Here is a 19864-nt window from a genome sequence, read left to right on the forward strand (position 1 = left end):
GCATGAAGATCAAGAAGGGCGACCTGGTCCAGGTCATCACCGGTAAGGACAAGGGCAAGCAGGGCAAGGTCATCGCGGCCTTCCCCCGCGAGGACCGCGTCCTGGTCGAGGGTGTCAACCGGGTCAAGAAGCACACCAAGGCCGGGCCGACCGCTCGCGGTTCGCAGGCCGGCGGCATCGTGACCACCGAGGCCCCGATCCACATCTCCAACGTCCAGCTGGTCGTGGAGAAGGACGGCAACAAGGTCGTCACGCGCGTCGGTTACCGCTTCGACGACGAGGGCAACAAGATCCGCGTTGCCAAGCGGACGGGTGAGGACATCTGATGGCTACCACCACCACTCCGCGTCTGAAGACGAAGTACCGCGAGGAGATCTCGGGCAAGCTGCGTGAGGAGTTCTCCTACGAGAACGTCATGCAGGTCCCCGGCCTCGTCAAGATCGTGGTCAACATGGGTGTGGGCGACGCCGCCCGCGACTCCAAGCTGATCGAGGGTGCCATCAAGGACCTCACCACGATCACCGGTCAGAAGCCGGCCGTCACCAAGGCCCGCAAGTCCATCGCGCAGTTCAAGCTGCGTGAGGGCCAGCCGATCGGTGCCCACGTCACGCTCCGTGGCGACCGCATGTGGGAGTTCCTGGACCGCACCCTGTCGCTCGCGCTGCCGCGCATCCGCGACTTCCGTGGTCTGTCCCCCAAGCAGTTCGACGGCCGTGGCAACTACACCTTCGGTCTCACGGAGCAGGTCATGTTCCACGAGATCGACCAGGACAAGATCGACCGCGTCCGGGGTATGGACATCACCGTGGTGACCACGGCGACCAACGACGCTGAGGGCCGCGCGCTCCTTCGTCACCTCGGCTTCCCCTTCAAGGAGGCGTGAGCGAGATGGCGAAGAAGGCTCTGATCGCTAAGGCTGCTCGCAAGCCCAAGTTCGGTGTGCGTGGCTACACCCGCTGCCAGCGCTGCGGCCGCCCGCACTCCGTGTACCGCAAGTTCGGCCTCTGCCGCGTGTGCCTTCGTGAGATGGCTCACCGTGGCGAGCTGCCGGGCGTGACCAAGAGCTCCTGGTAGTCCGGTAATCCCGGGTTACTCAGGCTCTCGGTAAGCATCTGGGTCGGCAGAGGCCCACCCTCGCATGCCTTAGGCTTGTGGGGTTGGGCGTCTGCCACGCCCTAAACGACTTACTACGCCGTAGGTCCACCGCGCCGCACCCGTCCCGTCTCGGATCGGGGAGAGGGATGGCGCACCAGGAAACCCCGGCGAGAGAGGCCGAAGGCCAATTCATGACCATGACTGATCCGATCGCAGACATGCTTACGCGTCTGCGGAACGCGAACTCGGCGTACCACGACTCCGTGTCGATGCCGGCGTCCAAGATCAAGTCTCACATCGCGGAGATCCTCCAGCAGGAGGGCTTCATCACGGGCTGGAAGACCGAGGACGCCGAGGTCGGCAAGAACCTCGTCCTCGAGCTGAAGTTCGGCCCGAACCGTGAGCGCTCCATCGCGGGCATCAAGCGGATCTCCAAGCCCGGTCTCCGGGTGTACGCGAAGTCCACCAACCTGCCGAAGGTGCTGGGCGGCCTGGGCGTGGCGATCATCTCCACGTCGCACGGGCTCCTCACCGACAAGCAGGCCGGCAAGAAGGGCGTGGGTGGGGAAGTCCTCGCCTACGTCTGGTAGCGGAAGGGAACGGAGGAAACAGCTATGTCGCGCATCGGCAAGCTCCCCATCGCGGTTCCCGCCGGCGTGGACGTCACCATCGACGGCCGTACGGTCTCGGTCAAGGGCCCGAAGGGCTCGCTGACTCACACCGTCGTGGCACCGATCGACATCGCCAAGGGTGAGGACGGCGTTCTGAACGTCACCCGCCCCAACGAAGAGCGTCAGAGCAAGGCCCTGCACGGCCTGTCCCGCACGCTGGTGGCGAACATGATCACCGGCGTGACCCAGGGTTACGTGAAGAAGCTCGAGATCAGCGGTGTCGGTTACCGCGTGCTCGCCAAGGGTTCGAACCTGGAGTTCTCCCTCGGCTACAGCCACCCGATCCTGGTCGAGGCCCCCGAGGGCATCACCTTCAAGGTGGAGTCCCCGACCCGTTTCTCGGTCGAGGGCATCGACAAGCAGAAGGTCGGCGAGGTTGCGGCCAACATCCGCAAGCTGCGCAAGCCCGACCCGTACAAGGCCAAGGGCGTCAAGTACGAGGGCGAAGTCATCCGCCGCAAGGTCGGAAAGGCGGGTAAGTAAGCCATGGCATACGGGCAGAAGATCCTCAAGGGCGACGCCTACAAGCGCGCCGCGATCAAGCGCCGTCACATCCGGATTCGCAAGAATCTCTCGGGTACGGCGGAGCGTCCGCGTCTGGTCGTTACTCGCTCCAACCGCCACATCGTGGCCCAGGTCATCGACGACATCAAGGGCCACACCGTGGCCTCGGCGTCGACCCTGGACACCTCGATCCGTGGTGGCGAGGCCGACAAGTCCGCGCAGGCCAAGCAGGTCGGCGCCCTGGTTGCCGAGCGTGCCAAGGCCGCGGGTGTCGAGGCCGTCGTGTTCGACCGTGGTGGTAACCAGTACGCCGGGCGCATCGCCGCTCTGGCCGACGCCGCCCGCGAAGCCGGACTGAAGTTCTGAGCCGGTTCCGTATCGCTAGCGGAAACAGAGAGAGGTAATTCCAATGGCTGGACCCCAGCGCCGCGGTGGCGGTGCCGGTGGCGGCGAGCGGCGGGACCGGAAGGGCCGTGACGGCGGCGCAGCTGCCGCCGAGAAGACCGCTTACGTTGAGCGCGTAGTCGCGATCAACCGCGTCGCCAAGGTTGTGAAGGGTGGTCGTCGCTTCAGCTTCACCGCGCTGGTCGTGGTGGGCGACGGTGACGGCACCGTGGGTGTCGGATACGGCAAGGCCAAGGAGGTGCCGGCCGCCATCGCCAAGGGTGTTGAGGAGGCCAAGAAGCACTTCTTCAAGGTCCCCCGCATCCAGGGCACCATCCCGCACCCCATCCAGGGTGAGAAGGCTGCCGGCGTCGTGCTGCTCAAGCCCGCGTCCCCGGGTACCGGCGTTATCGCCGGTGGTCCGGTGCGCGCCGTGCTCGAGTGCGCCGGTATCCACGACGTGCTGTCGAAGTCGCTCGGCTCCGACAACCAGATCAACATCGTGCACGCGACCGTGGAGGCCCTGAAGGGTCTCCAGCGTCCCGAGGAGATCGCGGCCCGCCGCGGTCTGCCGCTCGAGGACGTGGCCCCCGCGGCTCTTCTCCGTGCGCGTGCCGGGGCGGGTGCGTAATCATGGCGCAGCTCAAGATCACGCAGGTCAAGTCCTACATCGGCAGCAAGCAGAACCACCGTGACACCCTGCGTTCCCTTGGTCTCAAGGGGATCAACACGCAGGTCGTCAAGGAGGACCGCCCCGAGTTCCGCGGCATGGTGCACACCGTCCGCCACCTCGTGTCGGTCGAGGAGGTCGACTGATCATGGCGGAGCAGAACCCGCTCAAGATCCACAACCTCCGTCCCGCCCCGGGCGCCAAGACCGCCAAGACCCGTGTGGGTCGTGGTGAGGCGTCGAAGGGTAAGACGGCTGGTCGTGGTACCAAGGGCACGAAGGCCCGTTACCAGGTTCCGGAGCGCTTCGAGGGTGGCCAGATGCCCCTCCACATGCGTCTCCCGAAGCTGAAGGGCTTCAAGAACCCGTTCAAGACCGAGTTCCAGGTCGTGAACCTCGACAAGCTGGCCGCGCTCTACCCCGAGGGTGGCGAGGTCACCGTCGAGGGTCTGGTGGCCAAGGGTGCCGTTCGCAAGAACAGCCTCGTCAAGGTCCTCGGCCAGGGCGAGATCTCCGTGGCGCTGCAGGTGACGGTCGACGCCGTCTCCGGCTCCGCCAAGGAGAAGATCACCGCCGCCGGCGGTACCGTCACCGAGCTCGTCTGAACCCTTCAGGCGTCTCGATGACTTGAGCGATCCCACCGGGGATACCCCACAAAAGGGGTATCCCCGGTTGGTCGTTCCAAGGGAAGTGCTCCCGCCGGTAAGGTGGCCTGCGCTGCCCTCTTTCACGGGTGCGTCACATGGGGCACCCTGAGCGGCAGTTCACCGTTACTTACTTTGTCGTCAGTCGAACCTCAAGACCGTCACCCTTGACGCAGTAGCGCGGGGGTCGCAGGAGGCACCGTGCTCACCGCGTTCGCCCGGGCGTTCAAGACGCCCGACCTGCGCAAGAAGCTGCTCTTCACGCTCGGCATGATCGTGGTCTACCGGCTCGGTACCCACATCCCCATCCCAGGCGTCGACTACAAGAACGTCCAGGAGTGCGTGGACCAGGCGTCCGGCAACCAGGGTCCCCTCGGCATGATCAACATGTTCAGCGGTGGCGCGCTGCTGCAGATCACGGTCTTCGCGCTCGGCATCATGCCGTACATCACGGCGAGCATCATTCTGCAGCTGCTCACCGTCGTGATCCCGCGTCTGGAGGCTCTGAAGAAGGAGGGTCAGGCGGGTACGGCGAAGATCACGCAGTACACCCGCTACCTGACCATCGCCCTCGCCATCCTCCAGGGCACCGGCCTCGTCGCGACCGCCCGCAGCGGCGCGCTCTTCTCCGGCTGCACCGTCGGCGGTGACATCGTCCCCGACCAGGCGATCTTCACCACCGTCGTCATGGTCGTCACCATGACCGCCGGAACGGCCGCCGTCATGTGGCTCGGTGAGCTGATCACCGACCGCGGCATCGGCAACGGCATGTCGATCCTGATGTTCATCTCGATCGCCGCGACCTTCCCCTCCGCTCTGTGGGCCATCAAGCAGGAGGGCAGCCTGGCGGACGGCTGGATCGAGTTCGGCACCGTCGTCGCCGTCGGCCTGGTCATGATCGGCCTCGTGGTCTTCGTGGAGCAGGCCCAGCGCCGCATTCCGGTGCAGTACGCGAAGCGCATGATCGGCCGTCGCTCCTACGGCGGGACGTCGACGTACATCCCGCTCAAGGTGAACCAGGCGGGCATCATCCCCGTCATCTTCGCCTCGTCGCTGCTCTACATCCCGGCGCTGGTTGTCCAGTTCTCCAACTCGACGTCGGGCTGGGCCACCTGGATCAACAAGAACCTCGCGGACACCGGGGCGGCGCCCCACATCATCCTGTACTTCTTCCTGATCGTCTTCTTCGCCTTCTTCTACGTGGCCATCTCGTTCAACCCCGAGGAAGTCGCGGACAACATGAAGAAGTATGGTGGGTTCATCCCGGGCATCCGGGCTGGCCGACCGACCGCTGAGTATCTGAGCTACGTACTCAACCGGATCACCTGGCCGGGTTCGCTGTATCTGGGCCTGATCTCTCTCGTACCGACAATGGCGTTGGCCGGTTTCGGGGCAAACCAGAACTTCCCGTTCGGCGGGACCAGCATCCTGATCATCGTGGGTGTCGGTCTCGAGACGGTGAAGCAGATCGAGAGCCAGCTCCAGCAGCGCAATTACGAAGGGTTCCTCCGCTGATGCGAATCGTCCTCGTCGGGCCGCCGGGCGCCGGAAAGGGTACGCAGGCCACCCGCCTTGCCGAGACGCTGAACATCCCGCACATCTCCACGGGCGACCTGTTCCGCGCGAACATCAGCCAGCAGACCGAACTGGGCAAGCTCGCCAAGTCGTACATGGACGCCGGCAACCTCGTGCCGGACGAGGTCACCATCGCCATGGCGAAAGACCGCATGGAGCAGCCGGACGCCCAGCGCGGCTTCCTGCTGGACGGCTTCCCGCGCAACGTCTCTCAGGCCGAGGCGCTGGACGAGCTGCTCGAGACCGAGGACATGAAGCTCGACGCGGTGCTGGACCTGGAGGCCCCGGAGGACGAGGTCGTCAAGCGGATCGCGGGCCGGCGGGTCTGCCGCAACAACTCGGCGCACGTCTTCCACGTAACGTACACGCCGCCGAAGAAGGAAGGCGTCTGCGACGTCTGCGGCGGCGAGCTGTACCAGCGGGACGACGACTCCGAGGAGACGGTCCGCAAGCGGCTGGAGGTCTACCACACGCAGACCGAGCCGATCATCGACTACTACAAGGCCCAGGGCCTTGTGACCACGGTCTCCGCGATGGGGAAGGTGGCGGACGTCACGAAGCGGGCCATGGCGGCGCTGTCCGGTTCGTAACAGCTTGCAACGTAAGGCAGCGGCCCCCCGCCGGGGGGCCGCTGCCTTACTTCCTGGGGTTCCCAGAAGTGCTTTGCCAAGGGGGGTATGGCCATCAAGCTCGAACAGTTGCCACAGTCCGACGATTCCACCGGGCGGGAGCAGCCGTCGCTGCTCCGCCGCAGGGGGCGCAGCCTGGCGGTCGCCGCGGTCGTCGTGGCCGCGGCGGTCATCGGGGTCTCGTTGGCCCTGACGGGCGGTGGCCCGGAAGCGACGGAAGGACAGCCCGAGGCCTCGGACGTGGTGGCCCGTCCAGATCAGTCCCCGCCGCGCGAGCTGATAGCCGCAGGGCAGGTCGCCGTCTCGGCGTACTACACGACGAAGCTCGTGCGGCAGCCGGACGGGAATGCGGTGAACGGGCGTGAGTGGAGTCTGTACAGCGCCGCGAGCAAGCGGTACGAGAAGACCGACTGGGCCTGGCTCGACGTCGCTCCCGGGATGAAGACCGCCGCGGTGCTGGAGGGCGATCTGCCCGTCAGTCGCATCGGTCTGATGAATCTCTCGACGGGCAAGGTCCAGCGCTGGATCGAGGTCGACAAGGGCGTTGGCGGTGTGCAGTTCTCGCCGGACGGCGAGCGCCTGGTGGCGACGACGTACAGCCACCATCCGGACGGCCTTTTCCAGGACACGCCGGTGCGTGTGGAGGGCGACGGTCAGGAGATGCCGGGGCCGAAGCAGAGCCGTACCGGCTTCTATGTCATCGATGTCGACTCCGGCCAGGCGGAGTTCAGTGAGCGGCCGGCCAAGAAGGACAGCCTTGCGGCCATGGTCGGCACCGGGCGTCAGGACTTCAGCTGGAGCGGTGACGGCAAGCTGCTGTGGGAGCAGAGGCTCGACCAGCCGGGCAGGAACTACTACGACGTGAACGGCAGGCTGAAGCCGCTTCCGGAGCAGAAGACCGATCAGATCTTTCCACCGGCGGCTACGTCCCCGGACGGAAACCTTGTGACTGGCGGCTTCGCGGGGAACAAGGACGGCCAGATCGTCTCCGCGGTTCTGGACGCGAAGACCGGCAAGCGGACCGCGGTCGTACCCGGGCAGCAGCTTCTCGCGTGGGCGGACAACACCCACCTCATCGCCTGGCGGTGCGAGCCCAGCCAGTGCCAACCCGGCAAGGGTGAGTTCCGCAACCAGCTGGTCCTGGTCAGCCTGGACGGCGACGAGGTGACACCGCTCTCGGGCTTCCGCAAAGCCGAAGTCGAATACGTCGGCCGCTGGAACCCGGTCTTCACCGAGCGCTGACCGTCTTGGGGTCCCGGGCGGATGCGCGTCCGGGACCGGCCACACCAAGAGCTCCGGCCGGTGCAGACGAATCGACTGATCGTCTGCACCGGCCGGAGCGTCTGGGCAGATATGCGGCGTGCACGCACACCGCCACACCGTCGAGGTCTCCGTAGAGACGTCAAACCTGTCGGTGCCGAACAGGCCTACTCGTCGAAGGTCCAGTTCGAGCGGACGCAGGAGCCGGTGCCGTGCCAGCAGACGGCCAGACCGTGCTGGATGTTGCCTATCATGTCGTAGCCGGTGTTGGACCGGTCGCAGCCGGCGTCTCCGCCGTCGTCTTCCTTGATGACCCAGACCACGCCGGTACCGTCGCTGTTGAGTCGCTCCAAGTACCCCGTGACGCCGTAGCCGTCAGCGTTTTTGTCGCAGACCGTGATGTCGTCACCATCGTCGTTGAACGTCACCGTGCCCCGGTTGCCGTACCAGAGAGGCCCCTCGTTGTCGGCCAGGGCGGGCGAGGCTGCGGTGAGGCCGATCAGGGTGGCGGCGGCACCGGTCACGGCCAGGCGGGACAGAGTTCTCTTGATCACTTGTACCTCTGTTTCTGGGGACCGTGTATCCGGTCCGGAGCGTATGGAACGACGTGCTGGCACCCGGTGTTCGCCCGGTGTTAACTGCGAGGCTAGAGAGGCCAGTTGGGTTCGTCAACGGAATTTGTAGCGGAGGGTGTGGGTCCGATTACAGCTTGAGGCCGCTCGCGGGCCGGCCGAGCGAGGCCCGTCCGGGGTGTCCGTCCCCTCCGGCTCCGGCTCGCGCGGCCACGTATCGTGGTGGGGGTAGACATGAACCCGCGGCAGGAGGCAGCAGCCCAGATGGTGCAGATCAAGAGCCCCGAGCAGATCGCCAAGATGCGTGAGGCGGGGCTGGTCGTAGCCGCCATCCACGCGGCCACTCGCGAGGCCGCCGTGCCCGGCGCCACGACCAAGGACCTGGACCAGGTCGCCCGCAAGGTGCTCGCGGAGCACGACGCCAAGCCGAACTTCCTCGGGTACGGCGGCTTCCCCGCGACCATCTGCACGTCCGTGAACGAGGTCGTCGTCCACGGCATCCCCTCCGACGACGTGGTCCTCAAGGACGGCGACGTCATCTCCATCGACTGCGGCGCGATCATCGACGGCTGGCACGGCGACGCGGCCTACACGGCCTTCGTCGGCTCCGGTCACTCCCCGGAGCTGGTCGAGCTGTCCCGGGTGACCGAGGAGTCGATGTGGGCGGGCATCGCCGCCATGAAGCAGGGCAACCGGCTCGTGGACGTCTCCCGGGCCATCGAGACGTACATCCGCCGCCAGCCGAAGCCGGGCGGCGGGAAGTACGGGATCATCGAGGAGTACGGCGGCCACGGCATCGGCACCGAGATGCACATGGACCCGCACCTGCTCAACTACGTCGACCGCCGCCGCGGCAAGGGCCCGAAGCTGGTCCCCGGCTTCTGCCTCGCCATCGAGCCGATGATCTCCCTCGGCACCCCCCGCACGGAGGTCCTGTCGGACGACTGGACGGTCATCACGACGGACGGCACCTGGTCCTCCCACTGGGAGCACTCGGTCGCCCTGACGGACCAGGGGCCCCTGGTGCTGACGTCGCCCGACGGGGGCAGGGCGAAGCTGGCGGAGCTGGGTGTCACGGCTGCGCCGGACCCGTTGGCGTGACGTCGGCCCGAGCCACGACCGCCGGTCGGAGGCCGGCGCAGCCGCTCGAAGCTTGTGAGGCGCCCCTGGCGCCGAGCCCGCGAGAGGGGCGTGGGGGATCGGTCGGGGGCAGGGCGAAGTTGGCGGAGCTGGGTGTCACGGCTGCGCCGGACCCGTTGGCGTGACGTCGGCCCGAGCCACGACCGCCGGTCGGAGGCCGGCGCAGCCGCTCGAAGCTTGTGAGGCGCCCCCGGCGCCGAGCCCGCGAGAGGGCGTAAAGGGATCGGTCGGCGTCAGGGCGAAGCCGGCGGAGCCGGGTGTCACGGCTGCGCCGGGCCCGCTGGCGTGAGGGGTCGGTGCTGACGGTGGGGCCCTTGCATAACGATCTCGCATCCGGGGCAGACTTCCCCGTTTCGCCTTTCCGGGGCTGCTGACGTAGACTGACTCGTCGGCTCTCGTGCACCCGCATGTCTGCATGCGCTCGTACGGTGCGAAGAGAGTCGATCAAGGTAGTCGATTCGAAGGGCGAAGCGTGGCCAAGAAGCAAGGTGCCATCGAGATCGAGGGCACTGTCGTCGAGTCTCTTCCGAACGCCATGTTCAAGGTCGAGCTCCAGAACGGCCACCAGGTCCTGGCACACATCAGCGGCAAGATGCGCATGCACTACATCCGCATCCTCCCTGACGACCGGGTCGTGGTGGAGCTGTCTCCGTACGACCTGACGCGTGGCCGGATCGTCTACCGGTACAAGTAGATCTTGCCCACGTCCCAGGCCGTCAGGCCCGGGGACCGCCGGCAACTGACCCGGAGAACCTCACACCCATGAAGGTCAAGCCGAGCGTCAAGAAGATCTGCGACAAGTGCAGGGTGATCCGCCGTCACGGTCGGGTCATGGTCATCTGCGACAACCCGCGCCACAAGCAGCGCCAGGGCTGACGCTCGACCGTCCCTCCGCGATTCGCAGGACTTCGCGCGACGCGAGCTGAACATGTTCATACGCAGAACCCGGGCGCCCAGGCGTCCGACACCCCCGGTTCGGAGGCCGGGGACCCGATCCGTACCTCATACGGCGGCCGGGGACCGGTTCTGTGGAAGACCTCCGACAATCAACTGGAGCCATTGAATGGCACGCGTTTCCGGTGTTGACATCCCGCGCGAAAAGCGCGTCGAGATCGCCCTCACCTACGTGTTCGGCATTGGCCGGACCCTCTCGCAGCAGACGCTCGCCGCCACCGGCGTGGACCCGAACACCCGTGTTCGGGACCTCTCCGAGGAGCAGCTCGTCGCGATCCGCGAGTACGTCGACAACAACATCAAGACCGAGGGTGACCTTCGCCGCGAGGTCCAGGCCGACATCCGCCGCAAGGTCGAGATCGGTACCTACCAGGGTCTGCGCCACCGCCGTGGCCTGCCCGTCCGCGGTCAGCGCACCAGCACGAACGCCCGCACCCGCAAGGGCCCGCGTCGCGCCATCGCCGGCAAGAAGAAGCCGGGCAAGAAGTAGTCCGCAGCGGACTTCGCCGTCCAGCGGTCTTCGCTGTAGGACCGACCACCTCCCGTAGGAGAACGACATGCCCCCCAAGGGACGTCAGGGCGCGACCAAGAAGGTGCGCCGCAAGGAAAAGAAGAACGTCGCTCACGGCCACGCGCACATCAAGAGCACGTTCAACAACACGATCGTGTCCATCACGGACCCGACCGGCAACGTGATCTCCTGGGCCTCCGCCGGCCACGTCGGCTTCAAGGGCTCCCGGAAGTCCACGCCGTTCGCCGCGCAGATGGCCGCCGAGTCGGCTGCCCGCCGCGCCCAGGAGCACGGCATGCGCAAGGTCGACGTGTTCGTCAAGGGCCCGGGTTCCGGTCGTGAGACCGCCATCCGCTCCCTGCAGGCGACCGGCCTCGAGGTCGGCTCGATCCAGGACGTCACGCCCACCCCGCACAACGGCTGCCGTCCCCCGAAGCGCCGTCGCGTCTGATCTCGCTTCACCGCGACATCGCTTCACCCGCTTCACCAGGGTTTCCGGGCGGTACGGCTCCTTCGGGTCGTATCGCCCGTACCCTTGCAGTACTGGTCGGGCGTCAAATAGCGGGCGCCCCTGACTGAAGGATCACCACATGCTGATCGCTCAGCGTCCCTCGTTGACCGAAGAGGTCGTCGACGAGTTCCGCTCCCGGTTCGTCATCGAGCCGCTGGAGCCGGGCTTCGGCTACACCCTCGGCAACTCCCTGCGTCGTACGCTCCTCTCCTCGATCCCCGGCGCTGCTGTCACCAGCATCCGGATCGACGGTGTCCTGCACGAGTTCACCACCGTGCCGGGCGTCAAGGAGGACGTCACCGACCTGATCCTCAACATCAAGCAGCTGGTCGTGTCGTCCGAGCACGACGAGCCGGTCGTGATGTACCTGCGCAAGCAGGGCCCGGGTCTGGTCACCGCCGCCGACATCGCGCCCCCGGCCGGTGTCGAGGTGCACAACCCCGACCTCGTCCTCGCCACGCTCAACGGCAAGGGCAAGCTGGAGATGGAGCTGACCGTCGAGCGCGGTCGCGGCTACGTCTCCGCCGTGCAGAACAAGCAGGTCGGTCAGGAGATCGGGCGCATCCCGGTCGACTCGATCTACTCGCCGGTGCTCAAGGTCACGTACAAGGTCGAGGCCACGCGTGTCGAGCAGCGGACCGACTTCGACAAGCTGATCGTCGACGTCGAGACCAAGCAGGCCATGCGTCCGCGTGACGCCATGGCGTCGGCCGGCAAGACCCTGGTCGAGCTGTTCGGTCTCGCCCGCGAGCTGAACATCGACGCCGAGGGCATCGACATGGGTCCGTCCCCGACGGACGCCGCGCTGGCGGCCGACCTCGCGCTCCCGATCGAGGAGCTCGAGCTGACCGTCCGCTCGTACAACTGCCTCAAGCGTGAGGGCATCCACTCCGTGGGTGAGCTCGTCGCTCGCTCCGAGGCCGACCTCCTGGACATCCGCAACTTCGGTGCGAAGTCCATCGACGAGGTCAAGGCCAAGCTCGCGGGTATGGGGCTTGCGCTGAAGGACTCGCCTCCCGGATTCGACCCGACCGCCGCCGCGGACGCCTTCGGCGCCGACGACGACGCGGACGCCGGGTTCGTGGAGACCGAGCAGTACTAAGAGCTCGGGCCTTCCGGTTCGTACTCGGGTGCGGGTGCGCTGTGCCTGATCGCGCCCACGCGACGGAGTCGCACATCGACATCGCCCCGCGCCCCTTCCGGGCACGGTCCCTTCGGGACCTGTGCCCGGATCTCCGACAGGCGACCGCCTGCTCGGATACTGACCTCGGTACCTGATACGGCCGGGGCAGACACCTAGGAGAAACACCATGCCGAAGCCTGCCAAGGGTGCCCGTCTGGGCGGCAGCGCCGCGCACGAGAAGCTGCTCCTCGCGAACCTCGCGAAGTCGCTCTTCGAGCACGGCAAGATCACGACCACCGAGGCGAAGGCCCGCCGCCTGCGCCCGTACGCCGAGCGTCTGGTCACCAAGGCGAAGAAGGGCGACCTTCACAACCGCCGTCAGGTGCTCCAGGTGATCACGGACAAGAGCGTCGTCCACACGCTCTTCACCGAGATCGGCCCGCGCTACGAGAACCGCCCCGGTGGTTACACGCGCATCACCAAGATCGGTAACCGCCGTGGCGACAACGCGCCCATGGCCGTCATCGAGCTGGTCGAGGCGCTGACGGTGGCGCAGCAGGCGACCGGCGAGGCCGAGGCCGCCACCAAGCGTGCCGCCAAGGACGCCGAGACCACCGAGGCCGCCGAGACCAAGGTCGACACGACCAAGGCCGACGACGCCGCCGAGGAGTCGAAGGACGCGTAAGCGTCTGCCCGGGCTGTGCGACGGCGGCTGCGGCTTCGTCGTGGCTTGTCGCGCGCACGCGGCGGAGCCGCATGTCGAGCACAGCCCCGCGCCCCTTGAGGGCGTTGCGGGCCCGTTCCTTTCGAGGGGCGGGCCCGCTTTCGTGTTGCTGAGAGGATCTCAGGGTGAGTGACGAAGTTGAGGCCGGGTACGTCCGGGTGCGGTTGGATCTCTCCTACGACGGCAGCGAGTTCTCCGGCTGGGCCAAGCAGGCCGGGGGGCGGCGGACCGTGCAGGGGGAGATCGAGGACGCGCTGCGGACGGTCACGCGGTCGCCCAGGACGTACGAGCTGACCGTGGCGGGCCGCACCGACGCCGGGGTGCACGCGCGGGGGCAGGTCGCCCACGTGGACCTGGAGCGCGAGGTGTGGGCCGAGCACCACGAGAAGCTGCTCAAGCGGCTCGCGGGGCGGCTGCCGAGGGACGTGCGGGTCTGGGCCCTGCGTGAGGCGCCCAGCGGCTTCAACGCCCGGTTCTCCGCGGTCTGGCGGCGCTACGCCTACCGGGTCACCGACAACCCGGGCGGCGTCGACCCGCTGCTGCGCGGCCACGTCCTGTGGCACGACTGGCCGCTCGACGTGGACGCCATGAACGAGGCCGCCCGCGGACTGCTGGGCGAGCACGACTTCGCCGCCTACTGCAAGAAGCGGGAGGGGGCCACCACCATCAGGACGCTGCAGGAGCTGAGCCTGGTGCGCGGGGAGGACGGGATCATCAGCGCCACCGTGCGGGCCGACGCCTTCTGCCACAACATGGTGCGCTCCCTCATCGGGGCGCTGCTGTTCGTCGGCGACGGCCACCGGGCACCCGACTGGCCGGCGAAGGTGCTGGCCGCCGGGGTCCGCGACTCGGCCGTGCACGTCGTACGGCCGCACGGGCTGACGCTGGAGGAGGTCGGCTACCCAGCGGACGAGCTGCTCGCCGCCCGGAACAAGGAGGCCCGCAACAAGCGGTCCCTGCCCGGGGCCGGCTGCTGCTGATCAGCCCTGAGCCGCCGCCGACGCCTGCGCCTCGCCGCGCCCGCGGATCTGCCGGAAGACGAACTCGGCGAGGTCGTCGCCGGCCCGGAAGACCTCCGTGGACTTCTCCGTGACGTCCTTGCCGCTGGTGGAGCCCGCGACGGTGAAGTAGGCGTAGCGGCCGTAGGAGTTGGTGGTGGAGCGGCAGACCGCGCCGGTGCAGAAGGACTTGACCCCGCCGCCGGACAGCGAGCGCACGATGCTCTTCTTGTCGGCCTGCTTCTTGGCCTTGGCGGCCTGCGCCTCGGTGTCGAAGACGGCCACGCCGACGGTCACGGCGGTGTCGCCCTGGGTGTACGTGACGCGGATCAGGCGGGTGCAGTCATTGTCGTTCAGGACCTTCGGCAGGGTGCCCTGGGCGGCGGAGCCGCAGGTACGGGTGTCGGCCGTCGGGCCCTTCTTGTAGACCGTCTCGCCCATGGTCAGCTGCGTGCCGGGGAAGAGCAGGTCCGGACTGAGCGGGGCCTTGTCCTTCTTGACGCTGGAGACGAAGTCCTTCGGGTCCAGCGGCGGCGGGGCGCTGGTCGGCGCGAAGGAGGGGGCGGTGGCCGTCGCGCTCGGGATGTCGGCCGTCCCGGGGAGCTGCGAGGACGGGCTGTCGGAGGCCTGGCCGGAGCCGTTCGCCGAGACCACGGCCACGGCGACGGCACTGGCTATCGCCACGGTGGCCAGCGCGCCCCCGCCGATGAGGAACAGCCTGCGGCGCTTGGCACGGGCCTCGGAGGCCTCGGCGAGGGCCGCCCAGTCCGGGGTGTTGTCGCTTTCACCACTGTTCCAGGGCTGCTGTTGCTGCTGCTGCGACTGCGGTGTCCAGGGATCCCACTGTGACTGAGGTCCCCCCTGCCCAAAGCTCATGGGGCGCATCTTAGACGGGCCGAGCGGCGTGCTGGTGCGCGTCCCCGGGGCCCGCAGCGCCTAGCGTTCCGTGCATGCGGACGGGCAAAAGCGACATCTCCGGGTGGTTGGTGCGGCCTGCGGGAGGGCACCTGTGGGCGGTTCTCGTGACCGTGCTGGCGGCCTGCGCGGCACACGCGGCACGTGTGACCTCGGACGGCGGGATGGACAACGCGATCGTCGTGCGGGCCGCCCGCACCTGGCTGGCCGGCGGCTCCCCGTACGACGATCCGCACTTCCTCTATTTTCCGAGCGCGGTCCTCGCCGCCGTCCCGCAGGCGCTGCTGCCCGGGGCCGTGCTGCGGGTGCTGGTCCCGTGCGCGGTGACGGCCCTGCTGGCGCTGGCCTGGGCCTGTGCGCTGCGGCTGCACCGCGTGCCGCTCGGCAGCCGGCTCGCGGTCCTCGGGCTGACCGGCCTCGCGGTGGGCTTCGCGCCGTTCGGGCACCTGGTGCGGCTCGGCAACTGGACGGTGACGGCGACCGTGGCGCTCCCGCTGTCCCTGCTGCTGGCGAGCCGGGGCCGGTGGACGGCGGCGGGCGCGGTCGTCGGCGCGGCGGTCGCGCTCAAGCCGCTGCTCGCGCCCGTCCTGCTGCTCTTCCTGTTCGCCGGGCGGTGGCGGGCGCTGGCGGCGGCCGTCCTGGTGCCCACGCTGGCCTCCGGCGCGGCGGCGCTGGCGATGCCCGACCCGGCCGGCTTCTTCACCCGCACCCTGCCTTTCCTGCTGCACGGCGACGACGGCTTCGTGCGGCTCTACGAGGCCTCCCCGGCGGCCGTGCTGCCCCGGCTGGGGGTGCCGCAGGGGCTCGCGCAGGGGCTCGCGGTGGCGGCGGCCTGCGCCGGGGTGCTCTGCGCGTACCGGCGCTGGCGCCGTGCCGACCCCGGTCCGCTGCGGCTCGCGGAGACCGGCGCCGGACTGATGCTCTCGGCGTTCCTCGTCTCCCGGCCCTCCTACGACCACTACCTCCTGGTCGCCCTGCCGCTGCTGCTCGCCGGGCTGCCGTACGGTGGATCGGTGGCCCGCGGGGTGTGGTTCTGGATCTCCCTGGTGCCTCAGGTACCGGGGCTGACCTGGCCCTGGCTGGATTCGGAGCGGCGCCGGGCCTTCCGGGACGCGTTCACCCTGTGCTTGCTGGCGGTGACGGTGGCGCGGCAGGGCCGGTCCGGTGCGCCGGACGCCGGAGGCCGGGTTCCGTCCGGGCGGTCGCCGGAGCCCGCGCGGGCCCCCGCGACCCCGTTTTGACCCGGCCGTGTCCGCCCGGGTATTCTGCACAGTCGTATGTGTATTGGCTTGCTCATTCTCACGTGAGGGGCCCTTACACCGGTCCACCGGGACCGATGACCAGCGACCAGCACGCGGTATGCGTCACCGCGGTGCGGTCAGGGCTGTCGTGATCGTCTTCGGTGACCATGTCAGGACCACTCACTGAAGAAGCGAAGGCTACGAACCGTGCGTACGTACAGCCCCAAGCCCGGCGATGTGACGCGCCAGTGGCACGTCATCGACGCTCAGGACGTCGTCCTGGGTCGTCTGGCCACCACTGCGGCCTCCATCCTGCGCGGCAAGCACAAGCCGATCTACGCGCCCCACGTCGACACCGGTGACTTCGTCATCATCATCAACGCCGACAAGGTGCACCTCTCCGGCAACAAGCGGACCCAGAAGATGGCGTACCGCCACTCCGGCTACCCGGGCGGTCTGCGCTCCGTGCGCTACGACGAGCTCCTGGACAAGAACCCGGAGAAGGCGGTGGAGAAGGCCGTCAAGGGCATGCTCCCCAAGAACTCCCTGGGCCGTCAGATGCTCTCGAAGCTGAAGGTCTACAAGGGTGACCAGCACCCGCACGGCGCGCAGCAGCCGCAGCCGTTCGAGATCACCCAGGTCGCGCAGTAACTCCGGCCACCCCCTAAGACTGAAGAGAATCTGAGGAGCATCGTGGCCGAGACCACTGCCGAGCAGCCGCTCGAAGAGATCGACATCGACAGCTACACCACCGAGTCCGAGGTCCCCGTCGAGGGTGAGTACACCTCGGAGTCCATGGCCTCCGCCTTCGGCGAGCCCCAGCCGGCCGCCGGCCTGGGCCGTCGCAAGAACGCCATCGCCCGCGTCCGGATCGTCCCGGGCACCGGCAAGTGGAAGATCAACGGCCGCACCCTTGAGGACTACTTCCCCAACAAGGTGCACCAGCAGGAGGTCAACGAGCCCTTCAAGGTGCTCGAGCTGGACGACCGTTACGACGTCATCGCCCGCATCGCCGGTGGCGGTGTCTCCGGCCAGGCCGGCGCGCTCCGTCTCGGTGTCGCCCGCGCCCTGAACGAGGCCGACGTCGACAACAACCGCGGTCCGCTCAAGAAGGCCGGCTTCCTCAAGCGCGACGACCGTGCGGTCGAGCGCAAGAAGGCCGGTCTGAAGAAGGCCCGCAAGGCTCCGCAGTACAGCAAGCGCTAAGTCGCACCGGCTGTACTCCGAACGCCCCGGCGGCACGCCACTGTGCTGCCGGGGCGTTCGTTTATCCCCGTCGTTGGGCGTATAACGGCACAAGACGTTCAAGCGTTCAGAAGCTGAAATGCTTGTGTTCGGAATTGACGTTTCCTCAGGAGGACAAGTGGGACGACTCTTCGGCACGGACGGCGTGCGCGGCGTCGCCAACGCGGATCTGACGGCCGAGCTGGCGCTCGGACTCTCCGTGGCCGCGGCGCACGTACTGGCCGAGGCGGGCACCTTCGCCGGACACCGGGCGACCGCGGTGGTCGGCCGGGATCCGCGCGCCTCCGGCGAGTTCCTGGAAGCCGCCGTCGTCGCGGGTCTGGCCAGCGCCGGCGTGGACGTGCTCCGGGTCGGCGTGCTGCCGACGCCCGCGGTGGCCCACCTCACCGGCGCGCTCGGCGCCGACCTCGGCGTGATGCTGTCCGCCAGCCACAACGCCATGCCGGACAACGGCATCAAGTTCTTCGCTCGCGGCGGCCACAAGCTCGCCGACGAGCTGGAGGACCGGATCGAGTCCGTCTACGCGGAGCACCGCACCGGCGCCCCCTGGGACCGCCCGACCGGCGCCGGCGTGGGCCGGGTGCGGGACTACGACGAGGGGCTCGACCAGTACGTCGCCCACCTCGTCGGCGTCCTCCCGAACCGGCTCGACGGTCTGAAGATCGTCCTCGACGAGGCGCACGGCGCGGCCTCCCGGGTCTCGCCGGAGGCGTTCGCGCGGGCCGGTGCCGAGCTGGTCACCATCGGCGCGGTGCCCGACGGCCTCAACATCAACGACGGCTGCGGCTCCACCCACCTCGACCTGCTCAAGGCCGCCGTCGTCGAGCACGGCGCGCACCTCGGCATCGCCCACGACGGCGACGCCGACCGCTGCCTGGCCGTGGACCACACCGGCGCGGAGGTGGACGGCGACCAGATCCTCGCCGTGCTCGCGCTGGCCATGCGGGAGCGGGAGGCGCTGCGCTCGGACACGGTCGTCGCGACGGTCATGTCCAATCTGGGCTTCAAGCTCGCCATGGAGCGCGAGGGCATCCGGTTCGTGCAGACCGGCGTCGGCGACCGGTACGTCCTGGAGGAGATGAAGGAGCACGGCTACGCCCTCGGCGGCGAGCAGTCCGGGCACGTCATCATCCTCGACCACGCCACCACCGGTGACGGCACGCTGACCGGGCTGATGCTGGCGGCGCGGGTCGCGCAGACGGGGCGCACGCTGCGGGACCTCGCGGGCGTCATGGAGCGGCTGCCGCAGGTGCTGATCAATGTGCCGGACGTGGACAAGTCGCGGGTGACTACCTCTGCCGAGTTGGCGACGGCGGTTTCCGAGGCTGAGCGGGAGCTGGGCAGCACCGGGCGGGTGTTGTTGCGGTCGTCCGGGACCGAGCCGCTCGTGCGGGTGATGGTGGAGGCGGCGGACATCGAGCAGGCTCGGTCTGTTGCCGGGCGGCTGGCGGATTCCGTCAAGTCCGCGCTGGGGTAATCGCCGGACTGGGGGTGGGGGTTCTGTGGTTTGCGGGCCGCGGCGCCGTCGTGGCTGGTCGCGCAGTTCCCCGCGCCCCTAGGTGGGCTTCGTCATCCGGCGTCGCCGAGTTGCCCACGAGGCCTTCTGGGTGAGCAGGGTCAGGGTGCCGGCCAGGATGATGGCGGCCAGGTTGAGCAGGAGCTGCTCGCTCGAGTGCCGGGCCTGGTAGCCGTCTTCGTAGAAGAAGGCCACGGCCGCGTTCGCGGCCGCCGGGACGGTCGTCACCGAGATGGCGACGCCGACCAGGGCGCCCGACTTGGCGGACGTCAGGGAGAGCGTCCCCGCGGCCCCGGCCAGGAGCGCCACCACGAAAGAGAACCAGTCGGGGGCGTAGACGAATTCGGTGTTGGGGCGGTCGCCCTCCAGCGCGGCCTCGCTGAACAGGTCGAACGCGTCCATCATCCAGCTGAAGCCCACCGTCACCGTCATCGCCACCGCGAAGCCCACCAGCAGGGCGGTCAGTGAGCGCAGGGCCAGGCGCGGGGCCCGTTGGACGATCGCGGTGCAGACGCCGGCGAGGGGGCCGAACTCCGGGCCGACCGCCATCGCGCCCACGATCAGGATCGCGTTGTCCAGCACCACACCGCAGGCCGCGATCATCGTGGCCAGCGTGATGAAGGCGACGTAGGTGACGGAGAGGGTCGACTCCTCGTGCGTCGCCTCCTCCAACTGCTCCCACAGCACCGCGTCGGCGGGCTCGCCCGGGGCGTCCTTCTCCGCCTTGTCGGCGCGCTCGGAGAGGGACAGGTCGATGTTCTCCGCGGTGATCGCGCCGCAGCTGTCGATGCCCAACGACCGCAGGCCGCCGATGAGTTCGTCGCCCGCCTCGCGGGCCACGTCGCACATGACGACGTCCCCCTCGGGCTCGCGGGCGACGCCCGGCAGGACGACGAGATGAGTGGTGCCGACGGTACGGTCGATCAGGCGGACCACCTCGTCGGTCCGGTCGGCCGGGGTGATCAGGCGCAGGTGCAGCATCC

At 68.4% G+C, this 19864-nt stretch carries 27 protein-coding genes; 24 read left to right on the top strand and 3 right to left on the bottom strand.

Annotated elements, in window-relative coordinates:
- Positions 1-2 precede the first annotated feature (2 nt).
- From rplX to OIE75_RS22740, 12 genes are all read left to right on the top strand, one after another.
- The gene (rplX, locus tag OIE75_RS22685; protein ID WP_122615761.1) at positions 3-326 is read left to right on the top strand and encodes a 50S ribosomal protein L24; all 324 of its coding nucleotides are present in this window, start codon (positions 3-5) and stop codon (positions 324-326) included.
- The gene (gene rplE / locus OIE75_RS22690; RefSeq protein WP_122615762.1) at positions 326-883 is read left to right on the top strand and encodes a 50S ribosomal protein L5; all 558 of its coding nucleotides are present in this window, start codon (positions 326-328) and stop codon (positions 881-883) included. The genes rplX and rplE overlap by 1 nt, the downstream gene beginning before the upstream one ends.
- Positions 884-888: 5 nt before the next feature.
- The gene (locus OIE75_RS22695) at positions 889-1074 is read left to right on the top strand and encodes a type Z 30S ribosomal protein S14 (RefSeq protein WP_003948630.1); all 186 of its coding nucleotides are present in this window, start codon (positions 889-891) and stop codon (positions 1072-1074) included.
- Between the two features lie 212 nt (positions 1075-1286).
- A complete protein-coding gene (gene rpsH, locus OIE75_RS22700; RefSeq protein WP_064729359.1) occupies positions 1287-1685 on the top strand; it encodes a 30S ribosomal protein S8 in 399 nt (132 codons plus the stop codon).
- A 24-nt stretch (positions 1686-1709) separates the two neighbouring features.
- Positions 1710-2249 carry a 50S ribosomal protein L6 gene (gene rplF / locus OIE75_RS22705; protein ID WP_055418362.1) on the top strand — a complete coding sequence of 180 codons (540 nt, stop codon included), beginning with the start codon at positions 1710-1712 and terminating at the stop codon, positions 2247-2249.
- Positions 2250-2252: 3 nt separating this feature from the next.
- Positions 2253-2636: a 50S ribosomal protein L18 gene (gene rplR / locus OIE75_RS22710; RefSeq protein ID WP_064729360.1), complete on the top strand. Its 384-nt coding sequence runs from the start codon at positions 2253-2255 to the stop codon at positions 2634-2636.
- A gap of 43 nt (positions 2637-2679) precedes the next feature.
- The gene (rpsE, locus tag OIE75_RS22715; RefSeq protein WP_004927232.1) at positions 2680-3285 is read left to right on the top strand and encodes a 30S ribosomal protein S5; all 606 of its coding nucleotides are present in this window, start codon (positions 2680-2682) and stop codon (positions 3283-3285) included.
- Positions 3286-3287: 2 nt separating this feature from the next.
- Positions 3288-3470, top strand: a complete 183-nt coding sequence (gene rpmD, locus OIE75_RS22720; protein WP_006140898.1) for a 50S ribosomal protein L30 — start codon at positions 3288-3290, stop codon at positions 3468-3470.
- A gap of 2 nt (positions 3471-3472) precedes the next feature.
- Entirely contained in the window at positions 3473-3928 is a 456-nt protein-coding gene (gene rplO, locus OIE75_RS22725) for a 50S ribosomal protein L15 (RefSeq protein WP_023547373.1), read from the top strand.
- A 240-nt stretch (positions 3929-4168) separates the two neighbouring features.
- Positions 4169-5482 carry a preprotein translocase subunit SecY gene (gene secY / locus OIE75_RS22730; RefSeq protein ID WP_307014589.1) on the top strand — a complete coding sequence of 438 codons (1314 nt, stop codon included), beginning with the start codon at positions 4169-4171 and terminating at the stop codon, positions 5480-5482.
- Complete coding sequence (locus OIE75_RS22735) at positions 5482-6132, top strand: adenylate kinase (protein WP_307014590.1); 651 nt, start codon at positions 5482-5484, stop codon at positions 6130-6132. The genes secY and OIE75_RS22735 overlap by 1 nt, the downstream gene beginning before the upstream one ends.
- A gap of 87 nt (positions 6133-6219) precedes the next feature.
- A complete protein-coding gene (locus OIE75_RS22740) occupies positions 6220-7413 on the top strand; it encodes a hypothetical protein (RefSeq protein ID WP_329471980.1) in 1194 nt (397 codons plus the stop codon).
- A 185-nt stretch (positions 7414-7598) separates the two neighbouring features.
- On the opposite strand, the gene OIE75_RS22745 is transcribed toward OIE75_RS22740, so the two are convergent.
- Positions 7599-7985: a hypothetical protein gene (locus OIE75_RS22745; RefSeq protein WP_307014592.1), complete on the bottom strand. Its 387-nt coding sequence runs from the start codon at positions 7983-7985 to the stop codon at positions 7599-7601.
- Positions 7986-8267: 282 nt separating this feature from the next.
- Between OIE75_RS22745 and map the strand changes: the two genes are divergently transcribed.
- The 8 genes from map (at position 8268) to truA (ending at position 13946) form a co-directional block, all read left to right on the top strand.
- The gene (map, locus tag OIE75_RS22750; protein WP_307018080.1) at positions 8268-9104 is read left to right on the top strand and encodes a type I methionyl aminopeptidase; all 837 of its coding nucleotides are present in this window, start codon (positions 8268-8270) and stop codon (positions 9102-9104) included.
- A 511-nt stretch (positions 9105-9615) separates the two neighbouring features.
- Complete coding sequence (infA, locus tag OIE75_RS22755; protein ID WP_003948620.1) at positions 9616-9837, top strand: translation initiation factor IF-1; 222 nt, start codon at positions 9616-9618, stop codon at positions 9835-9837.
- 68 nt (positions 9838-9905) lie between these two features.
- Entirely contained in the window at positions 9906-10019 is a 114-nt protein-coding gene (gene rpmJ / locus OIE75_RS22760) for a 50S ribosomal protein L36 (protein WP_003974245.1), read from the top strand.
- Between the two features lie 187 nt (positions 10020-10206).
- Positions 10207-10587 (top strand): 30S ribosomal protein S13, encoded by a 381-nt coding sequence (gene rpsM, locus OIE75_RS22765; protein WP_003974244.1) that lies wholly within the window; start codon positions 10207-10209, stop codon positions 10585-10587.
- A gap of 67 nt (positions 10588-10654) precedes the next feature.
- The gene (gene rpsK / locus OIE75_RS22770; protein WP_007443997.1) at positions 10655-11059 is read left to right on the top strand and encodes a 30S ribosomal protein S11; all 405 of its coding nucleotides are present in this window, start codon (positions 10655-10657) and stop codon (positions 11057-11059) included.
- A 139-nt stretch (positions 11060-11198) separates the two neighbouring features.
- On the top strand, positions 11199-12221 hold the full coding sequence (locus tag OIE75_RS22775; RefSeq protein WP_003966937.1) for a DNA-directed RNA polymerase subunit alpha: 1023 nt from the start codon (positions 11199-11201) through the stop codon (positions 12219-12221).
- Between the two features lie 208 nt (positions 12222-12429).
- The gene (rplQ, locus tag OIE75_RS22780; protein ID WP_122615766.1) at positions 12430-12927 is read left to right on the top strand and encodes a 50S ribosomal protein L17; all 498 of its coding nucleotides are present in this window, start codon (positions 12430-12432) and stop codon (positions 12925-12927) included.
- A gap of 164 nt (positions 12928-13091) precedes the next feature.
- A complete protein-coding gene (gene truA, locus OIE75_RS22785) occupies positions 13092-13946 on the top strand; it encodes a tRNA pseudouridine(38-40) synthase TruA (RefSeq protein ID WP_329471982.1) in 855 nt (284 codons plus the stop codon).
- On the opposite strand, the gene OIE75_RS22790 is transcribed toward truA, so the two are convergent.
- On the bottom strand, positions 13947-14840 hold the full coding sequence (locus OIE75_RS22790; RefSeq protein ID WP_307014595.1) for a hypothetical protein: 894 nt from the start codon (positions 14838-14840) through the stop codon (positions 13947-13949). It abuts the gene before it with no gap.
- 74 nt (positions 14841-14914) lie between these two features.
- On the opposite strand from OIE75_RS22790, the gene OIE75_RS22795 reads away from it, so the two are divergent.
- From OIE75_RS22795 to glmM, 4 genes are all read left to right on the top strand, one after another.
- Complete coding sequence (locus OIE75_RS22795; RefSeq protein WP_307014597.1) at positions 14915-16120, top strand: glycosyltransferase 87 family protein; 1206 nt, start codon at positions 14915-14917, stop codon at positions 16118-16120.
- Positions 16121-16327: 207 nt separating this feature from the next.
- Complete coding sequence (gene rplM / locus OIE75_RS22800; RefSeq protein ID WP_122615770.1) at positions 16328-16771, top strand: 50S ribosomal protein L13; 444 nt, start codon at positions 16328-16330, stop codon at positions 16769-16771.
- 42 nt (positions 16772-16813) lie between these two features.
- Positions 16814-17326 (top strand): 30S ribosomal protein S9, encoded by a 513-nt coding sequence (gene rpsI / locus OIE75_RS22805; protein WP_043380984.1) that lies wholly within the window; start codon positions 16814-16816, stop codon positions 17324-17326.
- Positions 17327-17483: 157 nt separating this feature from the next.
- On the top strand, positions 17484-18842 hold the full coding sequence (gene glmM, locus OIE75_RS22810) for a phosphoglucosamine mutase (RefSeq protein ID WP_234955374.1): 1359 nt from the start codon (positions 17484-17486) through the stop codon (positions 18840-18842).
- A gap of 78 nt (positions 18843-18920) precedes the next feature.
- Here glmM and OIE75_RS22815 read toward each other — a convergent pair whose 3' ends face one another.
- Positions 18921-19862, bottom strand: a complete 942-nt coding sequence (locus OIE75_RS22815; RefSeq protein ID WP_329471984.1) for a DUF389 domain-containing protein — start codon at positions 19860-19862, stop codon at positions 18921-18923.
- Positions 19863-19864: the final 2 nt, after the last annotated feature.

Origin of the sequence: Streptomyces sp. NBC_01723 (genome assembly GCF_036246005.1) — a bacterium.
Lineage (GTDB): Bacteria > Actinomycetota > Actinomycetes > Streptomycetales > Streptomycetaceae > Streptomyces.